The 16,688-nt window shown below is 59.9% G+C and carries 15 protein-coding genes; 6 read left to right on the top strand and 9 right to left on the bottom strand.

Annotated elements, in window-relative coordinates; translation table 11 throughout:
- Positions 1-38: 38 nt before the first annotated feature.
- On the bottom strand, positions 39-209 hold the full coding sequence (locus tag I6L41_RS10995; RefSeq protein ID WP_174218983.1) for a hypothetical protein: 171 nt from the start codon (positions 207-209) through the stop codon (positions 39-41).
- 298 nt (positions 210-507) lie between these two features.
- Between I6L41_RS10995 and I6L41_RS11000 the strand changes: the two genes are divergently transcribed.
- From I6L41_RS11000 to I6L41_RS11020, 5 genes are all read left to right on the top strand, one after another.
- Positions 508-1,020, top strand: coding sequence for a MarR family transcriptional regulator (locus I6L41_RS11000; RefSeq protein WP_005349886.1), 513 nt, complete (start codon positions 508-510; stop codon positions 1,018-1,020).
- Between the two features lies 1 nt (position 1,021).
- Entirely contained in the window at positions 1,022-2,077 is a 1,056-nt protein-coding gene (locus tag I6L41_RS11005) for an HlyD family secretion protein (protein WP_040066685.1), read from the top strand.
- Positions 2,067-3,164, top strand: a complete 1,098-nt coding sequence (locus I6L41_RS11010) for a DUF2955 domain-containing protein (protein WP_216958824.1) — start codon at positions 2,067-2,069, stop codon at positions 3,162-3,164. The genes I6L41_RS11005 and I6L41_RS11010 overlap by 11 nt, the downstream gene beginning before the upstream one ends.
- A gap of 207 nt (positions 3,165-3,371) precedes the next feature.
- Entirely contained in the window at positions 3,372-4,100 is a 729-nt protein-coding gene (locus I6L41_RS11015; protein ID WP_234898496.1) for an ABC transporter substrate-binding protein, read from the top strand.
- Between the two features lie 142 nt (positions 4,101-4,242).
- Entirely contained in the window at positions 4,243-4,599 is a 357-nt protein-coding gene (locus I6L41_RS11020; RefSeq protein WP_216958830.1) for an MliC family protein, read from the top strand.
- Between the two features lie 56 nt (positions 4,600-4,655).
- On the opposite strand, the gene I6L41_RS11025 is transcribed toward I6L41_RS11020, so the two are convergent.
- The 5 genes from I6L41_RS11025 to nrdD form a co-directional block, all read right to left on the bottom strand.
- Positions 4,656-5,048 (bottom strand): TonB family protein, encoded by a 393-nt coding sequence (locus I6L41_RS11025; RefSeq protein WP_005358848.1) that lies wholly within the window; start codon positions 5,046-5,048, stop codon positions 4,656-4,658.
- Between the two features lie 177 nt (positions 5,049-5,225).
- Entirely contained in the window at positions 5,226-5,396 is a 171-nt protein-coding gene (locus I6L41_RS11030) for a YqaE/Pmp3 family membrane protein (protein WP_005338440.1), read from the bottom strand.
- 64 nt (positions 5,397-5,460) lie between these two features.
- On the bottom strand, positions 5,461-5,970 hold the full coding sequence (nrdG, locus tag I6L41_RS11035) for an anaerobic ribonucleoside-triphosphate reductase-activating protein (protein WP_216958833.1): 510 nt from the start codon (positions 5,968-5,970) through the stop codon (positions 5,461-5,463).
- Positions 5,967-6,263, bottom strand: a complete 297-nt coding sequence (locus tag I6L41_RS11040) for a hypothetical protein (protein ID WP_230599605.1) — start codon at positions 6,261-6,263, stop codon at positions 5,967-5,969. Before I6L41_RS11040 ends, nrdG begins: the two co-directional genes overlap by 4 nt.
- A gap of 39 nt (positions 6,264-6,302) precedes the next feature.
- The gene (gene nrdD / locus I6L41_RS11045) at positions 6,303-8,420 is read right to left on the bottom strand and encodes an anaerobic ribonucleoside-triphosphate reductase (RefSeq protein ID WP_100654288.1); all 2,118 of its coding nucleotides are present in this window, start codon (positions 8,418-8,420) and stop codon (positions 6,303-6,305) included.
- A gap of 445 nt (positions 8,421-8,865) precedes the next feature.
- Here nrdD and I6L41_RS11050 point away from each other — a divergent pair, with 445 nt between their 5' ends.
- Positions 8,866-9,840, top strand: coding sequence for an ABC transporter substrate-binding protein (locus I6L41_RS11050; protein ID WP_005338444.1), 975 nt, complete (start codon positions 8,866-8,868; stop codon positions 9,838-9,840).
- A gap of 81 nt (positions 9,841-9,921) precedes the next feature.
- On the opposite strand, the gene ligA is transcribed toward I6L41_RS11050, so the two are convergent.
- From ligA to I6L41_RS11065, 3 genes are all read right to left on the bottom strand, one after another.
- Positions 9,922-11,928, bottom strand: coding sequence for an NAD-dependent DNA ligase LigA (gene ligA / locus I6L41_RS11055; RefSeq protein WP_216958836.1), 2,007 nt, complete (start codon positions 11,926-11,928; stop codon positions 9,922-9,924).
- A 99-nt stretch (positions 11,929-12,027) separates the two neighbouring features.
- The gene (gene zipA / locus I6L41_RS11060) at positions 12,028-13,197 is read right to left on the bottom strand and encodes a cell division protein ZipA (protein WP_216958840.1); all 1,170 of its coding nucleotides are present in this window, start codon (positions 13,195-13,197) and stop codon (positions 12,028-12,030) included.
- Positions 13,198-13,212: 15 nt separating this feature from the next.
- Entirely contained in the window at positions 13,213-16,587 is a 3,375-nt protein-coding gene (locus tag I6L41_RS11065; RefSeq protein ID WP_216953087.1) for an AAA family ATPase, read from the bottom strand.
- Positions 16,588-16,688 lie beyond the last annotated feature (101 nt).

Here is a 16,688-nt window from a genome sequence, read left to right on the forward strand (position 1 = left end):
CACTGGCTTGAACTCACAAGGATCACACACGGTCAGGTCTATTCTGCCAACAGCAATGGAATATTGGCGGGGTCAAAATCATGACTGATATCGGTACTTCTGATAACGCCTTCCCGATTCACGCCATGGTGTGACTCTGCACCATATTCCCCATCACTCAACAGCGCTTCAATTGCCAGATACACACATCCACTGTCATATCCATCCACAACCCGTTTCCCCCTTTTTTTATAACCCCATCAATATTAGCGGATAAAAAAAGAGCTGCTCGCTGAAGCTGAAAATTTCATGAAAATAATCGCCGGATATCCTCCATTCACGGCGCAATATCCGAATCGGCAAGAGAGCCTCGAGTGGATCAGCCCCGAGAATAATATCAGGGGCTCGAATGCTGCTAACTCGCACCAGCGAAAGATCCGACCAGAAACATGATCCGCATCACACTATTTACTTAGCCTGCTAAACAAGTATGATACTTAGCAGGCTAAGTACATTGAGGATGAGAAGATGACGGATCTGGAAAGGTTGCGCGAGCTGTCGCTCGCCGAGCAGATAGCGCGGATGCACCGGCTATGGCGTACTGCCGCCGATCTGGAGCTGGCTCCCCTTGGCCTCACCCATCCCCGCTGGACCGCGTTGTGGAAGCTCTCCCGCATGGGGAACCATGTCAGCCAGAAGACCCTGGCCGAAGCCCTCGAGATAGAGCTCCCCTCCCTGATGCGCACCCTGGGCCAGCTGGAAGAGCAGGGACTGATTGAGCGTCACTGCTGCAGTCAGGACAAGCGGGCCCGCATCGTCTGCGTGACCCCGGCTGGCCAGACCCTGCTCGATCAGATCGCCGACCGCATCATGAATATCCGCCGGGAGCTGCTGGGGGGCATCGACGAGCAGACCCTGCAGCTGTTCGAAGCCACGGTGCAGCGGATCTCGGCCAACGCCCTCAGCAAGATTGAACAACACCACGACCGACAAGCCGGAGGCGATACAAGTCCTCCCGAGACCGACACAGAGAGAGAATAAGATGACCCCGGATCAACAATTTACCCGCTGGATCAAATGGTCCATGGCGGGCTTTGCCACCCTGTTTGCCTATTTTCTGATAGCCGACCTGCTGATGCCCCTCACCCCTCAGGCGATGGCGACCCGGGTGGTCACCAAGCTGGCCCCCCAGGTGAGCGGCAAGGTGATCGAGGTCGCCGTTCACAACAACCAGCAGGTCAAGAAGGGGGATCTGCTGTTCAGGCTGGATCCGGCCCCTTTTGAACTGGCGGTGGAGCAGGCCCGCCTTGCGCTGGCGCAGGCAGAGCAGCAGAACAGTGAACTGGATGCCGCCCTGACCGCCGCCGTTGCCGAGATCAACGCCAAAGAGACCCTGGCCAGCCAGAAGTGGCGCGAGGCTGAGCGGATCGATGCGCTGTACCAACGTCACATGGTTTCGCTGCAACAAAAAGATGAGGCTGACAGCGCCCTGCGCAGCGCCCAGGCCAACCTGCGCGCCAGTCAGGCCAAACTGGCCCAGATCAAGGCCAGTCGTGGCGTGACCGGTGAGGACAATCTGTTGCTGCGCCAGGCCCGCAACAAGCTGGCGCAAGCGCAGCTGGCCCTCTCTTACAGCCAGGTTCACGCGGATCAGGATGGCACCATCACCAACCTGCAGCTCAAGCCGGGCAGCATCGCCAGCGCGGGCAGCCCGCTGCTGGCGCTGGTGTCGGAACAGGTGGACGTCATTGCCGATTTTCGGGAGAAGAGCCTGCGCCATGTCGGCGAGCAAACCCGTGCACTGGTCGCCTTCGATGGCGAGCCGGGTCAGCTCTATCCTGCTCGGGTAAGCAGTCTGGATGCCGGAGTGAGCGCCGGTCAGTTTGATGCCAATGGTCGACTGGCCGCGCCGGTGGAGTCTGATCGCTGGGTACGGGATGCCCAGCGGATGCGGCTGCACCTCGAGCTGGAGCAGCTCCCCGACCATCTGCCAGCCGGGGCTCGGGCCACGGTACAACTGCTGCCGGACAATGCCCTGACCGCCATGCTGGCACGGGGCCAGATCCATCTGCTCAGCCTGCTCCATTATGTCTACTAACCACGCCACTCACCCGTCGGCCAATACCGCCGCAGCACACCCCGCCGGTGTTGCTGCCACCCACCTCTGGTATCGGCCCCTCACCGGCAACGAGCTGCGCCAGTGCCTGCGCATCGCCTTTGGCTGCACCACGGGCTTTTTGCTCTGCAAGCTGTTTGGCTGGAATTACGGGGTCTTCTATACGGTCACACCGGTGCTGCTGCTGGGGATGGTGCCGGTGATGAATGGCCATGCCGCACGCCAGCTGATCGCGGCGGCGGTGGTCTGTGGTGTGGAGGTCGGGCTGCTGGGGGGGCTGTTTGGCAGCCATCCGGCGCTGATGACCCCTATCGCCTTTCTGCTGTTTCTCTACCGTTTCGCCGCCATGTCGCGGGGCAGCCTGTTTCTGTTCGGGGCCAACGGGGTGCTGAGCCTCAGCATCATGCTGCACTTTGCCAGCTATCCGCAGACCGACCTCAACGACCTGATCCTCAACAATATCTGGGCGAGCGTGCTGTCGGTGCTGATCGCCTACCTGATGACCATGCTGATCCCGGATGTGGAAGCCAGACCCAAGCCAGCCTCGGCCCCCAAGGCGCCGCACCGGATGCGCCATGAAGCTCTGCTGGGGGCCACTGTGGCCACCCTGTCGTTTCTGGTATTTCAGGTGTTTGACCTGCGCGACTCCATGTCTGCCCAGGCCACGACCCTGCTGGTGCTGTTCCCCATGCACTGGAACGGTGCGCTGAGTTATGCCCGTAAACGGGCGATGGGTACCTTGCTGGGGGTCACCTTCGGCCTGCTCGGCCAACTGCTGCTCTATGACTGGTCAGGGCAACTGCTGCTGGTAGCTCCACTGCTGTGGCTCGGCGCCATGCTGTTCAGCCATGCCCACGTCAAGGAGGCAGGCGGCTCCGGAGTCGGCTTTGGCGCTCTCACTACCCTCGGCATCCTGTTTGGCCAGTACCTCACCCCGGGCAACGATCTGGTGTTCAGCGCCCTCTACCGGGTGAGCAGCATCCTGTTTGCCATTGTGGTCACCCTGTTGGCCTGCTACCTCGTCCACCGGTTGCTCAATCGCTTCGAGGCGACCCGCTTCGGTTATTGATTTCCTGTTGTAAGCACTGTTGTCAGCCCATGGATGAGCTCTCTTTCGCCCCGTCGCCTGCCGGGGCGTTTTTTCTCTCCCTCGTGTTCCTCCCTTGTCATCCCCCCACCACCACAGCTCAGCGCAGAAGTACGGCTATGCTTGTAAGGCTGCTGTCGATGAGGTGTACCTATGGTCGCGTTGTTAAAAAAATGGCTGGTTTGTCTGATGCTGTTGGCTACCAGCCCGCTCGGGGCCACCCCGCTTGTCATTGGTGCCGAAGATGACTGGGCCCCCTACTGCGAGCGCGACAAGGACAATGAGGATGACCAGCCACGCGGACTGGCGCCTGAGCTGGTCAAGGCGGTGTTCGCCGCCGAAGGGATCGAGATTGTCTTTCGCACCCTCCCCTTCGCCCGCTGCATGCACGATGCGAAAAGCGGCAAACTTGCGGGGTGCTTCAACGCTACCATCACCGAAGAGAACCGCTACCAGTACCATTGGCACGATACCCCCATGTTCGAGGAGGATCTTGCCATCTTCGCCCTCGCCAGCGAGCCGCAACGGGATCTCAAGCTCACCTCGCTGGAGGGCAAGCGGGTGGGCATCACCCTCGGCTACACCTACCCCACCGATTTTATGGAGAACCCCAGGATCACCCGCTTTCAGGCCAAATCCGATGCCCAGATCCTCGAGATGCTGGTACGTGGCCGGGTCGACTACATCCTGATGAACGGCATGCCGGGCTATCTCAAGATCCAGCAGAAGCAGCTGACCGGCAAGGTGGTCAAGGTTGGCAAGCTCTCCACCGATGGCTTCTGGCTTGCCTTCTCCCGCCACCACCCGCAAGGGGAAGCGCTGGCCAAACAGTTCGAGCAGGGGCTGCAGAAGATCAAAAACAACGGCATCTATGAGACGCTGATCCGCCAGTTTGAAACCAGACTTGGCCTCTACTGATTGACGATGCCTTCCTGATAGCGCCCCCTCATACTCGCGCGGTATGCCGGACAGCGAGCGACGCACCGAATGGCTGTGCGGATTGCACAATAACGGCAACCTGTTAGGCTCACGCCCGTATGACACCAATGGAGCTGTAATCATGAATAAGGCACATATGATGGCCGCTGGTGCGCTGGCCCTCGGCCTGCTCGCTGGCTGCAATCAGGGCAATGCCCTCTCAGTCACTGGTGGCGAACCGATCAGTTACCAGTGCGAGCAGGGCAAGAAGGTGCAGGTTCGCTATTTCGCACTCTCCGACGAGAGCCTCAGCTTTATCAAGCTGTCGCTGCCGGACGGCAAGGATTACACCCTGCCCCAGGCCGTCTCGGCCTCCGGCGCCCGCTATACGGACGAGCACGAAGCCGTCTGGTGGAACAAGGGGGATGAGGGCTTTGTCGAGCTGCGGGATCAGGATGGCGAGTGGCAGACCGCCTACAACGACTGCAAACAGCAATAAACGTGACCCCGGCCTGGCCGGGGTCTCTCTTTCTCTGGCATCAGAGTGATGGGGGATCAGTTGATCTCGATCTCGAAGCGGTTGGTCACCTCGACCGGAATGGCATCCGGGTTGCCCTCTGCCGGGCTGTAGCGGATCCGCGAGAGGGTCGCCAGCGCGCTCTGCTCCAGCTCGCCGGGGGGCTCGGCCGCCACCACTTCCGGCTTGACCGGCGTGCCGCTGGCGTCGATTTGATAGCGAACTTCCACATACCCCTTGACCGGTTTGGCCGGCAGGGCGGGCTCGTCATTACCAAGCCATGACCACTGCTTCTCCTGAACCCAGTAGCTGGACAACTGCTCGAGAGGGATAGCGATCGGAGCGCGCTCGTGCGCTACCTCCTGACGGGATGAGCACCCCAGCAACAGTGTCACTGCCAGACCTGACCATACTGCGACTTTCCACTTCATGTAACGCTCCTTGTTCTCTGCCGGTGCTTGTTGCCGGACTGCGGGCCGCTCAACGCGCGCCCTTTTGGTCAGTCACCCATCCTAACGAAAAAGTATTCGTATGAACATGAACAAAAGGGCCATCCCCGAGAGGTTGGCCCTTTTATCGTCAATAAGCTCACTAACCAGCCGAAGGCATCAGCCGCGCTTGTCGCTCACCACCAGCCAGAGCGCATGGACCATGCCCGGCAGACCGCCCATCAGGGTCAGCACTATGTTGATTAAAAAGTGCAGGCTAAAGCCCACCTGGATAAAGGCGCACACCGGGGGCAGGAAAATGGCCAGCAGGATCTTGAGCAGATTGTTCATCTCGGCTCTCCTTTTCAAAAATGTCGTCAGGATTGGAATGGGCTAACCATAAACATCCCGGACTTCAACTGCAAACCAGACAGGGAATTCGCTCACCCGCATCACGCCAGGCGTTGAGGTCGTGGATCTGCTGATTACTGCTGCCACGCCAGAGCAGGCCTGGGTCTGCCAACTCCTTTTCATACTTGCCATCCACCAGCACATCCAGCAAGGCCACCAGCTCGCGCTGGGCCTCTGACAGCTCGCCGAGCCGGTAGCCGGTCCAGCACCAGATATCCTTGCCCGGACACTCGGCGCGTACCCGTTTCACCAGCGCCAGCACGTGGGGCACGTTGGCCGGGTGGAGTGGATCGCCGCCGGAGAGCGACAGACCTCGCCGTTTGATGCGGCTGTCGTTGAGATCCGCAATGACGCGATCGCTCATCGCCTGATCGAACGGCTTGCCGCCATCGAGCCGCCAGGTGCTCTGGTTGTAGCAACCCGGGCACTGGTGCTCGCAACCCGAGACAAACAGGGTGGCACGGGTGCCAGGGCCGTTGATCACATCGACCGGATAGTATTGGTGGTAATTCATGACTGAAGGTTCTGGGTGTATTTGAGATATTCCAGCAGACCACTCATAAAACGGACTCTTTCACTAGCAAGTGTCTGGAAATACTGATCTTCACTCCGGTTCAACATGAATAAGATCTTATCCCGCAGCAATTCTTCATCTAGTGCGTAGCCATGCTCTGTCACATAGGCATGAATAAAACGATAGAAAAATTGGGTGTCATTAATATGCACTTCATGCCAAGTATCTCGCGCTACCCATTGCCTCAGCATTTTCTCCGACATCGGTTTTAGAAACATAAGCTCAACCTTCATAAAGTAAGACTCCCTGTATCATAGGGAGTCTTTAGCGATTTACATATGTTTGACGCGGCGCTTCACCTCTTCCTGCTTGCCCGCATTGAAGGGGCGCGCATCGGGGCTACCGAGGTAGCCGCAGACACGGCGGGTCACCGACACCTTGGCCGGGTCATGGTTACCGCAGCGCGGGCAGGTGAAGCCCTTGGAGGTGCATTCGAACTCGCCGGTGAAGCCGCAGTCGTAGCACTCGTCGATGGGGGTGTTGGTACCGTAATAGGGCACCTTGTCGTAGCTGTAATCCCAGACGTTTTCGAGTGCTTCCAGATTGTGCTGGATATTGGGGTACTCGCCGTAGCAGATGAAGCCACCGCTGGCGATGGGCGGATAGGGCGCCTCGAAGTCCAGCTTGTCGTACGGGTTGACCTGCTTCTCCACATCGAGGTGGAAGCTGTTGGTGTAGTAACCCTTGTCCGTCACACCGGATACCACGCCAAACTCTTTGGCATCGATGCGGCAGAAGCGGGTGCAGAGGTTCTCGCTCGGGGTGGAGTAGAGGCTGAAACCGTAGCCAGTCTCCTCTTTCCACTCATCGATGGCCGCCCTGAGACGGGCGATGATAGCGATGGCTTTCTGTTGCAGCTCGGTGCTGTCAAACAGGTGAACCTTGTCACCAAACAGGGCGTTGATGGTCTCGTGAACCCCGATATAACCGAGGGAAATGGAGGCACGACCGTTCTTGAAGATCTCGCTGACGTTGTCGTCCGCCTTCAGCCGCACGCCGCAAGCCCCTTCCATATAGAGGATCGGTGCGACCCGCGCCTTGACGCCATCCAGACGGGTGATGCGGTACATCAGCGCCTTCTTGGCGACCCGCAGGGAGGCATCGAGACGATCCCAGAAGTCCGCTTCGTCACGGGATTTCAGCGCAATGCGCGGCAGGTTGAGGCTCACCACACCCAGGTTGTTGCGACCTTCGTGGATCAGCTCGCCATTCTCCTCGTAGGCACCGAGGAAGGAGCGGCAACCCATGGGGGTCTTGAAGGAGCCGGTCACTTTCACGACCTGGTCGTAGTTGAGGATGTCCGGATACATCCGCTTGGAGGCACACTCCAGCGCCAGCTGCTTGATGTCGTAGTTGGGATCGCCCTGCTTGTGGTTGAGGCCATCCTTGATGGCGAACACCAGTTTCGGGAACACGGCGGTCTTCTTGTTCTTGCCAAGGCCAGCGATACGGTTGCTGAGGATGGCACGCTGGATCATCCGCGACTCCCAGCTGTCCCCCAGACCAAAGCCGAAGGTGACGAACGGCGTCTGACCGTTGGCGGTGTGCAGGGTGTTGACCTCGTACTCCAGCGACTGGAAGGCGTCGTAGCACTCTTTCTCGGTGCGGGCCATGGCGTAGGCTTCCACATCGGCAATGCCCCACTCTTCGGCCACTTCACGGTGTTTCTGCCAGCTGATGGTCACATAGGGGGCCAGCACTTCGTCGATGCGGTTGATGGTGGTGCCGCCATAGATGTGGCTCGCCACCTGAGCGATGATCTGGGCGGTCACGGCCGTGGCGGTGCTGATGGATTTTGGGGTATCGATCTCCGCATTGCCCATCTTGAAGCCGTGAGTCAGCATCCCTTTCAGATCGATCAACATGCAGTTGAACATCGGGAAGAAAGGTGAGTAATCGAGATCGTGGAAGTGCAGATCACCACTCTCGTGGGCCTGAACCACATCACGGGGCAGCATGTGGCTGGTGGCATAGTGCTTGGCGACGATACCGGCCAGCAGGTCGCGCTGGGTCGGGATCACCTTGGAGTCTTTGTTGGCATTCTCGTTGAGCAGGGCGGCATTGGTCTGCTCAACCAGACCGCGGATCTCCTGCGCCAGACGGCCGCGCGCCTCGCGGGCCTGATCCCTATCGTGGCGATATTCGATATAGGCACGGGCGATGGCCTTGTCGTCGGAAGCCATCAGGTGGTTTTCGACCCGGTTCTGGATCTCGTGGATATCAACTTCACCACGCCCTTCCAGCTCCTGACTCACCGCATTGGCAATGCGGGAGGCGAGTGCCGGATTGGCCTGATTGACCGCTTCCGCCGCACGGCTGACCGCCTCTGCAATCAGCTGGGCATTGAATGGTGCGCGACATCCGTCACGTTTGATCACAACCGGTTTCATGGATTTTCCCCGTTAAAAGGCCAGGCATTTGCCTCTGGCTCACCCTTGTTGGGCCCCCCTCCCGGCATCTCGTCCTGGACGCAAATAAATTCAGCCGAGGCTTGACAAGCCTGGGCTGAAGATAGGAGGGGAACAGCTTATACACAGCTTAATAACACAACATATAGGGATTAAAAACGAATGCGTCCCTATATGTGGTGTCTATTAGGCACCAAAGCGAAGCCTCATTTCTTGATCCAGAACAGGTTTTTCAGCGAGCGGGACAGTTCACGACCAACCCAAAAGAGCCCCATTCAAATCCAACCTCAAGCGGGGTGCGGGCTGGCGTCCGATCCACCCACCCGAAAAAAAATCGCCCCCCACCGCACCGGTTTCGAGATGACAGCGTCAACCAAAACCGCCCATACTGAACAAGAACTCTTTCCCCCTCGACAAGGGACAACCCATGCGCACCTCTCTGCTGTTGCTACTGCTATCCACCCTCTCTCTGCCGCTCTGGGCCGCCAACATTCTGGTGATCAGCAGCTACCATCCCGAATACCTGTGGGACCAAAGCTACAACAAAGGGCTGCTCGATGGCTTGCAGGGGGAGCACAAGATCACTCACTTCTATATGGACACCAAACGCCATCCACGGGAGAAGTTCGACGAAATCGCCCAGCAAGCCATCGCCTTTTATCTGAAGAGCAAACCGGATCTGGTAGTACTGGGGGATGACAACGCCATCAACTATCTGGCCAACGAGATCGCCTCGCTGGGTACCCCGGTGGTGTTTCTCGGCATGAACGAGAACCCCCGTCTCAAGGGCTTTGTCGGCCACCCCAAGATAACCGGCGTGCTGGAGCGCCCCCTGCTCAAGCGCAACATCAGCGAAATAAGCCAGATGATGGGAGGGCTCGACAAGGCGCTAGTACTGTTTGATTCCAGCAATGTAGCCCTCACTGCCATTGAGGATGAATTCAAGACCCAGACCGAGCTGCGAGTCGGTCAGACCCGGATCAACAGCCAGCTGATGGGGGATTACAGCCTCTGGCAGGAGGCGGTGCTCAACGCCAAGAAGAACGGCTATCAGGCAATCTTCCTCGGCCTCTACCACACGCTGGTTGATGACAATGGCAAGCATGTGAGCGAAAAGACGGTGCTGGAGTGGACCAGCGCCAACACGCCGGTGCCGCTCTTCTGTTTCTGGGAATTCACCGTCGGCAAGGGGATGGCCATCGGTGGGCTGGTGCTGGACGGCCACGATCAGGGGATACAGGCAGCCAGCCTCATCAACACCATACTGGCGGGCACCCTGCCCCGTACCATCTCCCCCCGCGCGGCCCTGCGCGGCGAATATGTCTTCAGCAAGAGCGAGCTGGCCCGCTGGCAGCTCACCGTGCCCGACAAATGGCGCCACAAAATCCTCTGGCGTGAGTAACCGCCGAAACAAAAAAGAGAACCCGGCCATGCCGGGTTCTCTTATATCGGATGCTGCGGTTAGCAGGCTTGGTGAGGGCTATCAGCCCTGCAACGCCTGTTGCAGCTCCTCTTCGGTCCAGATGGTGATACCCAGCTCTTGTGCTTTGGTCAGCTTGGAACCGGCCGCCTCCCCCGCGACCAGCACATCGGTCTTGGCAGATACCGAACCCGCCACCTTGGCCCCCAGCGCCTGCAGCGCCGCCTTGGCGTCGTTGCGCGACAAGGTGGTCAGGGTACCGGTCAGCACGAAGGTCTTACCGGCAAAGGGTTGCTCCGCGGCCTCTTTCTTCTCGATAGCCGGCCAGTGGATGCCGGCAGCCAGCAAGGCTTCCAGCACCTCCACGTTGTGGGGCTGACGCAGGAAGTAGTAGACATGCTTGGCCACCACATCACCCACATCGGCCACTTCGAGCAGTTGCTCCACCGAGGCCGCGCGCAGGGCATCCAGGGTGAGGAAGTGGTTGGCAAGGTTGAGCGCAGTCGCCTCTCCCACTTCGCGGATCCCCAGGGCAAACAGGAAACGCGGCAGGGTGGTGCTGCGCGCTGCATCGATGGCGGCTACCAGATTGAGGGCCGATTTTTGCCCCATCCGCTCAAGACCGGCCAGCTGGATGGCATTGAGGCTGAAGAGATCGGCGGGGGTCTTCACCAGCCCCTTGTCCACCAGCTGCTCGACAATCTTGTCGCCAAGGCCGTCCACATCCATGGCGCGACGGGCGGCGAAGTGCTTGATCGCCTCCTTGCGCTGCGCCTCGCAGAACAGGCCACCGGAGCAGCGGGCAACCGCTTCCCCTTCCAGCCGCTCCACTGCCGAACCACACACCGGGCACTCGGTCGGGAAGAGAATTTCACGCGCATCAACAGGGCGCTGTGCCTCCACCACTGCCACGATCTGCGGGATCACGTCCCCTGCCCGGCGCACGATCACGGTATCGCCGACCATCACGCCAAGGCGCTCGATCTCGTCGGCATTGTGCAAAGTGGCATTGGAGACGGTGACGCCGCCAACAAACACCGGTTTAAGCTTGGCCACCGGCGTCACGGCGCCGGTGCGACCAACCTGAAACTCGACGTTCTCAAGCTCTGTCATCTCCTCCTGCGCCGGGAACTTGTGGGCGGTCGCCCAGCGCGGGGCGCGGGCCACAAAGCCCAACTCCTCTTGCAGGGGGATGGCATCCACCTTGTAGACCACGCCGTCGATCTCGTAAGGGAGCTCGCCACGGCGGGCCAGAATGTCGTCGTGGAACGCCTGACAACCGGCGGCCCCCTCTTTGAGCTTCACCTCGGGACTAAGCGGCAGCCCCCACGCTTTGAGCTGGTTGAGACGACCGAAGTGAGAGTCACCGAGTTGCTCGCCGCCGACACCGACGCCGTAGGCATAGAAACTCAAACGGCGGTTAGCGGTAATACGCGAATCGAGCTGGCGCAAACTGCCAGCCGCAGCATTACGTGGGTTAACAAAAACTTTTTCACCAGCAGCAGAAGCTCGTTCGTTCAGATCAACAAAGTCCTTCTTCCTCATGAAGGCTTCGCCACGAACCTCTAAACGTAACGGCCAACCTTTACCTTGAAGAGCCAAGGGAACAGACCGAATAGTTCTAACGTTATCAGTAATATTTTCCCCAACTCGTCCATCCCCGCGAGTTGCGGCTTGAACTAATATTCCATTCTCATAAAGCAGGCTAACTGCAAGTCCATCCAACTTTGGCTCACAACAAAACTTCAAAGAGTCAGTAGATTTTAAGCGTCCTTCAATCCGATGAACAAAATCATCAAGGTCTTCATTATTAAAGACATTATCCAAACTGAGCATGGGAACTTCATGGGTCACTTGCCGAAACTCAGGCAAAGGGGTACTTCCAACTCGTTGGCTTGGTGAAGACGGGGTTCGTAGCGAAGGCTGCTGCTTCTCGATATCAAGCAGCTCGCGCATCAGGCGATCGTATTCGGCATCCGGCACTGTGGGGTTATCCAGCACATAGTACTGGTGACCATATTCGGTAAGCAGTTCACACAATTGACGGTGGCGGGAGAGGGTGTCGCTCATGAAAAAGTCTCGAAGTGTGATTGAACATACGGCCGGGGTAGAAACAAAAATGCGGTACCAGGGTACCGCACTTTTTCTTCACTCGACCCGCATGGCGTATTAGTCGCGACTGGCCTCGTAGGCAGCCAGCTCGTGACGGTAACGGGCAATGGTCTCGTCGCTCAGCGGGCTGCGATCCATATCTGTCAGCATGGCATCGAGATCGCTGGCCAGCTGATCGGCAGCCTGCAGCATGTCCTCGAAGGCAAACGCGGCATTGCTGCGCAGCGGCAGTTGCATGAACAGGGAGACACCCGGCGTGGTGAACTGTTCCATCCGGTACGGATTGAAGGTACCCGGCTTGACCATGTTGATCATGGAGAAGAGCACTTCACCCTTGCCGTTGGGATCTTCGTGACGGTGGAAAATATCCATCTCGCCAAACTTGAAGCCCAGCGCCATCAGGGATGAGAGCAGGGTTGCACCTTGCAAGTCGTGACCCGGACGGCCCATCAGGTTGATGACATAGACATCCTGCCAGATTTTCTCGACCGGCTGGGGGGCCATGCGCGGCTCTTCAACCACAGGTGCAGGTGCCACATAGGCCGGCTCTTCATACACAGGCTCGGGAGCCACATTACGGGGCTGCGGCTGATATTCCGGCTCGGGAGCACGCACCGGTTCGGCACGAACGGTGTCAGCGGTACGGACTGTCTCTGCACGGGCACCAAAAGTCGGGGCGGTCGCGTAAGCGGGCTCGACCAGCGGCTCGTCATCCAGCGACTGCATCATGGGCTCGCGCTGGGGACGGGAACGGTAGACCGGGGTACGACGATTGACCTGAGCAGGTTTGCGCACCGGCGCGGCAGGCGCCTCGTCGATCTCCTCGGGCAGCGGTTCGTCGAACCCTTCCTCCTCTTCATAGACAGGAGGCGGCGGAACCGGGCGGGCAGCAGGCTTGCGCACTACGGGCGGCGGCAGATCGTCCTCGTCATCTTCATCATCAAAGGCGGGGACGGCAGGGCGACGACCGAGTTCCGGCTGGCGGCTCTCTTCACTGCGCAGCTTGGGCTCGGCACGACGGCCACCACTGACCACGCGTACCTGGCCGATGCCATCGCTGTCGAAGGCATCGTTATCACGATCCCGCGACTTGGAGTCCATCCGTCCAATCGGTTTCTCTTTGATTGGTGCCTGACGATTCTTTTTGTTGCTCCACAACCCGTGAATGAGCAATGCCGCAATAGCAATACCGCCCAGGGCAACCAAGATGTAACGCAATTCCTGCATTAGCTGCTTCTCTTTCTAGTTTTGCTCAGCCAAAGCGACGGCTTCACCGATATCGACCGACACAATGCGAGAAACCCCGGGCTCTTGCATCGTGACGCCAACCAGCTGCTCAGCCATCTCCATGGAGACCTTATTATGACTGATGTAAACGAACTGTACTGTGCTCGACATCTCTTTGACAAGAGAACAGAAGCGACCGACGTTCACTTCATCGAGCGGTGCATCCACCTCATCCAGCAGACAAAAAGGTGCTGGGTTGAGTCTGAAGATGGCAAAAACCAGCGCAAGCGCGGTTAACGCCTTCTCCCCCCCGGAAAGCAGGGCAATGGTAGCATTCTTCTTACCCGGAGGTCTCGCCATGATGCTCACTCCGGCCTCCAAAAGATCATCGGAGGTGAGCTCAAGCCAGGCACTGCCCCCACCGAACACTTTTGGAAACAGGGATTTTAAATCTTCGTTGACCTTATCGAAAGTGTCCCGGAACCGTATTTGTGTCTCTTTATCAATTCTTTTAATGGCTTGGCTCAAGGTTTCCAGCGCTTGCTCGAGATCCTGACACTGATTTTCGAGGTAGGTTGCCCGGGTTTTCGCCTCTTCGTACTCCTCCAGTGCCGCCAGGTTGATGGCGCCGAGCGCCTCCACTTGCGCCTCCAGCGTCTGGATCTCCTGCCGCAGCTTGCTGCGATCAGCAGCGATCAACACCGCCTGATCGAGATCTACCAGTCGAACCCCCAACTCTTCGAACTGCTCGTGCAGCCCCTGTCGACGGGTGAGGTTACGTTCGCGCTCAAGGCGCAGGGTTGCCAGCTTCTCCTGCAACGTCACTAGCTGCTTGTGATCGGCACTTCTGGCCTGCTCCAGCTCACCGAGCTGGCGCTCCAGCTCCGCAAGCCGTTGATGGCAGGCGAGCTGCTGCGCCTCCAGATTGCGCTGCTCGGCCAGCAGGGGCGCCAGATCCGGCACTGCCTCGCTATCCGGCCCTTTCAGCCCGGCCAGCTCCAGCCCGAGCCTCGCTAGCTCCTCTTCACCCAGGGTAATGAGTTGGCGCAGATTGCCCAGCTCCAGTTGCAAACGCTGGCAGGCCGCTTGCTGCTGCTCGCGGCGCACACGGGCCTCGTCAACCGCCCGCTCGCAGCGGGTCAGCTGATCCTGAGCGACCTGCACCCCTTGCGTCAGCGGCTCCCCCTGCTCTTGCAACTCGGCAAGGCGTGCCTCATCGAGTTCCAGTTGTTCACGGGCGCTGGCCAGTCGCTCTGCCTCTTCGGCCTGCACCTGATCGAGCCGACTCAGCTCTTCGCCAAGCTGACCGAGCCGCAGCAACCGCTCCTGCCGCTGACCCTGTTGCAGGCTCCAGGCTTCGCGCAGTTGTTGCCATTTCTGCTCTTGCTCGCGCAAGGTTCGCTGCGACAACTCCTGCGCACAGGCAAGCTGGGCGCGCCGGGCATCGGCAGCCACAAGTTGCTCGCTCAGCTGTGCCAGCCCCGCGGCAACCCTCTCCTGCTCGGTATGCAACCGCTCACGCTCCCCCAGCAGTGCCATGGTGCCGAGCGCCGCGCCCTGCCCCAGATCTGCCCAGTTTGGCCCCAGCCAGTCGCCAGCAGGAGTCAGTACCGACTCACCGGCCGCCAGACTTGGCTGGCGGGCCAATGCGGCCTCCCGGCTCTCGACCAGCCAGATGGCATTGAGGAAGGCGGGAATGTGCTCGCCGCCCAGTTGCGCCGCCAGCGTACCGGCAACCGCCGGTTGCGCCGGGCCAATCCAGAGCCCCTCTTGCATCAGATCGCACTCGTCCGCCGGCGTTGCGGTGAGCCAGCGACCCAGCACCTTGTCGAGCACCTGTGCCCACTCGGGGGCAACCTGCAGTCGATCCGCCAGGGTCGCCCCCTCCATCTGCTCGCCGAGGATCTGATCCAGCGTCGCCAGCCGCGCCTCCAACTCCCGTTGCAGGCTCAACTGCTGGCCATGCTGCTGCTTGAGTTGTTCATGGGCGTCGACCGCCTGCGCCAGCTGCTCGGTCAGCTCACCATTGGCCGCCCGCGTCAGCTCCAGCTCACCACTCAGGGCATCGAGGGCCGGTTGCAGGTCATCGGCCTCTGCGCCGAGGGGGCCCGCGCGTTCATCTTCCAGCTTGAGGCGCGCCAGCCGGGTCTTGGCTTGCAGTTCCTGCAGGCCACCCAACCGGGTACGGGTCTGATTGAGCTGCCCCTGCAACCCGGCCAACTGTTGCTGCCACTGCAGCTGGCGCAGGCGGGCCTGCTCCAGCCCCTCGCTAGCCTGCTGGCGGGCCTCCTGCTGCTCGGTGAGCAACTGCTCACACTGCTCCAGCCGGGCGCTCTCCTGCTCGGCGCGCAACACCCCTTCGGTCAGTTGATCCTGCTGGCTGGCAAGCTGAGCCTTGCGGGTGGCGATCCGCTCGCCCAGCGCCTCTGCACGGGCCTGCCAGTCGCGCCCCAGTTCACTCTGGTGCAATTGCTGTTGTTCGAGACGGGCGATGGCCTGCCCGCCGAGAAAAATCTGTTGCTGACGGCTCGCCTGCTCGGCTTGCGCCTCTTGTCTGGCGACCGACAGGGTGACATGGCGCCCCTCATCGGCGGTGCGTTTGGCATCGAGCGCCGCCAGCGCCTGCTCGGCCTGCGCCAGTTCGGTTTTGGCCTCGCCAAGGCGCGTCTCGAGCGCCCACAACTCGGAGCCAATCAGCTCGGCGCGAGCGGCACGCGAACGACTCTTGAGCTGTTTGTAGCGCTCGGCGGTCTCGGCCTGGGCTTTGAGGTGCTCAAGGCGAGAGCCCAGCTCGCCGCGAATATCGCCGAGGCGCTCCAGGTTCTCCTGGGTGTGGCGAATGCGCTGCTCGGTCTCGCGGCGCCGCTCCTTGTAGCGGGAAACCCCGGCGGCCTCTTCCATAAAGAGCTTGAGATCGGCCGGACGCGACTCCACCAGTCGGCTGACGGTGCCCTGCTCGATGATGGCGTAGCTGCGGGGGCCAAGACCGGTGCCGAGGAAGAGGTCGGTTACATCCTTGCGGCGGCACTTCTGGCCGTTGATCTGATAGTGGTTGGAGCCGTCGCGCAGCACTTCGCGGCGCACCGAGATCTCGGTAAAGCGGCCGAACTCGCCGGGCACCCGGTTATGGGGATTGTCGAACACCAGCTCGACCGAGGCGCGCCCGTGTGCACTGCGATTGATAGAGCCGTTGAAGATGACATCGGTCATGTTCTCGCCGCGAAGATGGCGGGCGGAGCTCTCTCCCAGTACCCAGCGCACCGCGTCGATGACGTTGGATTTGCCACAGCCATTGGGGCCCACCACGGCGGTCATGTCTGCCGACAGTTCGATGCGGGTCGGCTCGACGAACGACTTGAAGCCGGCGAGTTTGATCAGTTTCAGACGCATGGCGACCTGTATCAGTGGCTAAATAAAGAGGAGGCGGGCAGGTGACTTTACCAAATCCAGACCCGGCTTTGTTTGTAATATGCAGGCATCATCCCCATTCA

The organism is Aeromonas sp. FDAARGOS 1411 (genome assembly GCF_019047125.1).
Lineage (GTDB): Bacteria > Pseudomonadota > Gammaproteobacteria > Enterobacterales > Aeromonadaceae > Aeromonas > Aeromonas veronii.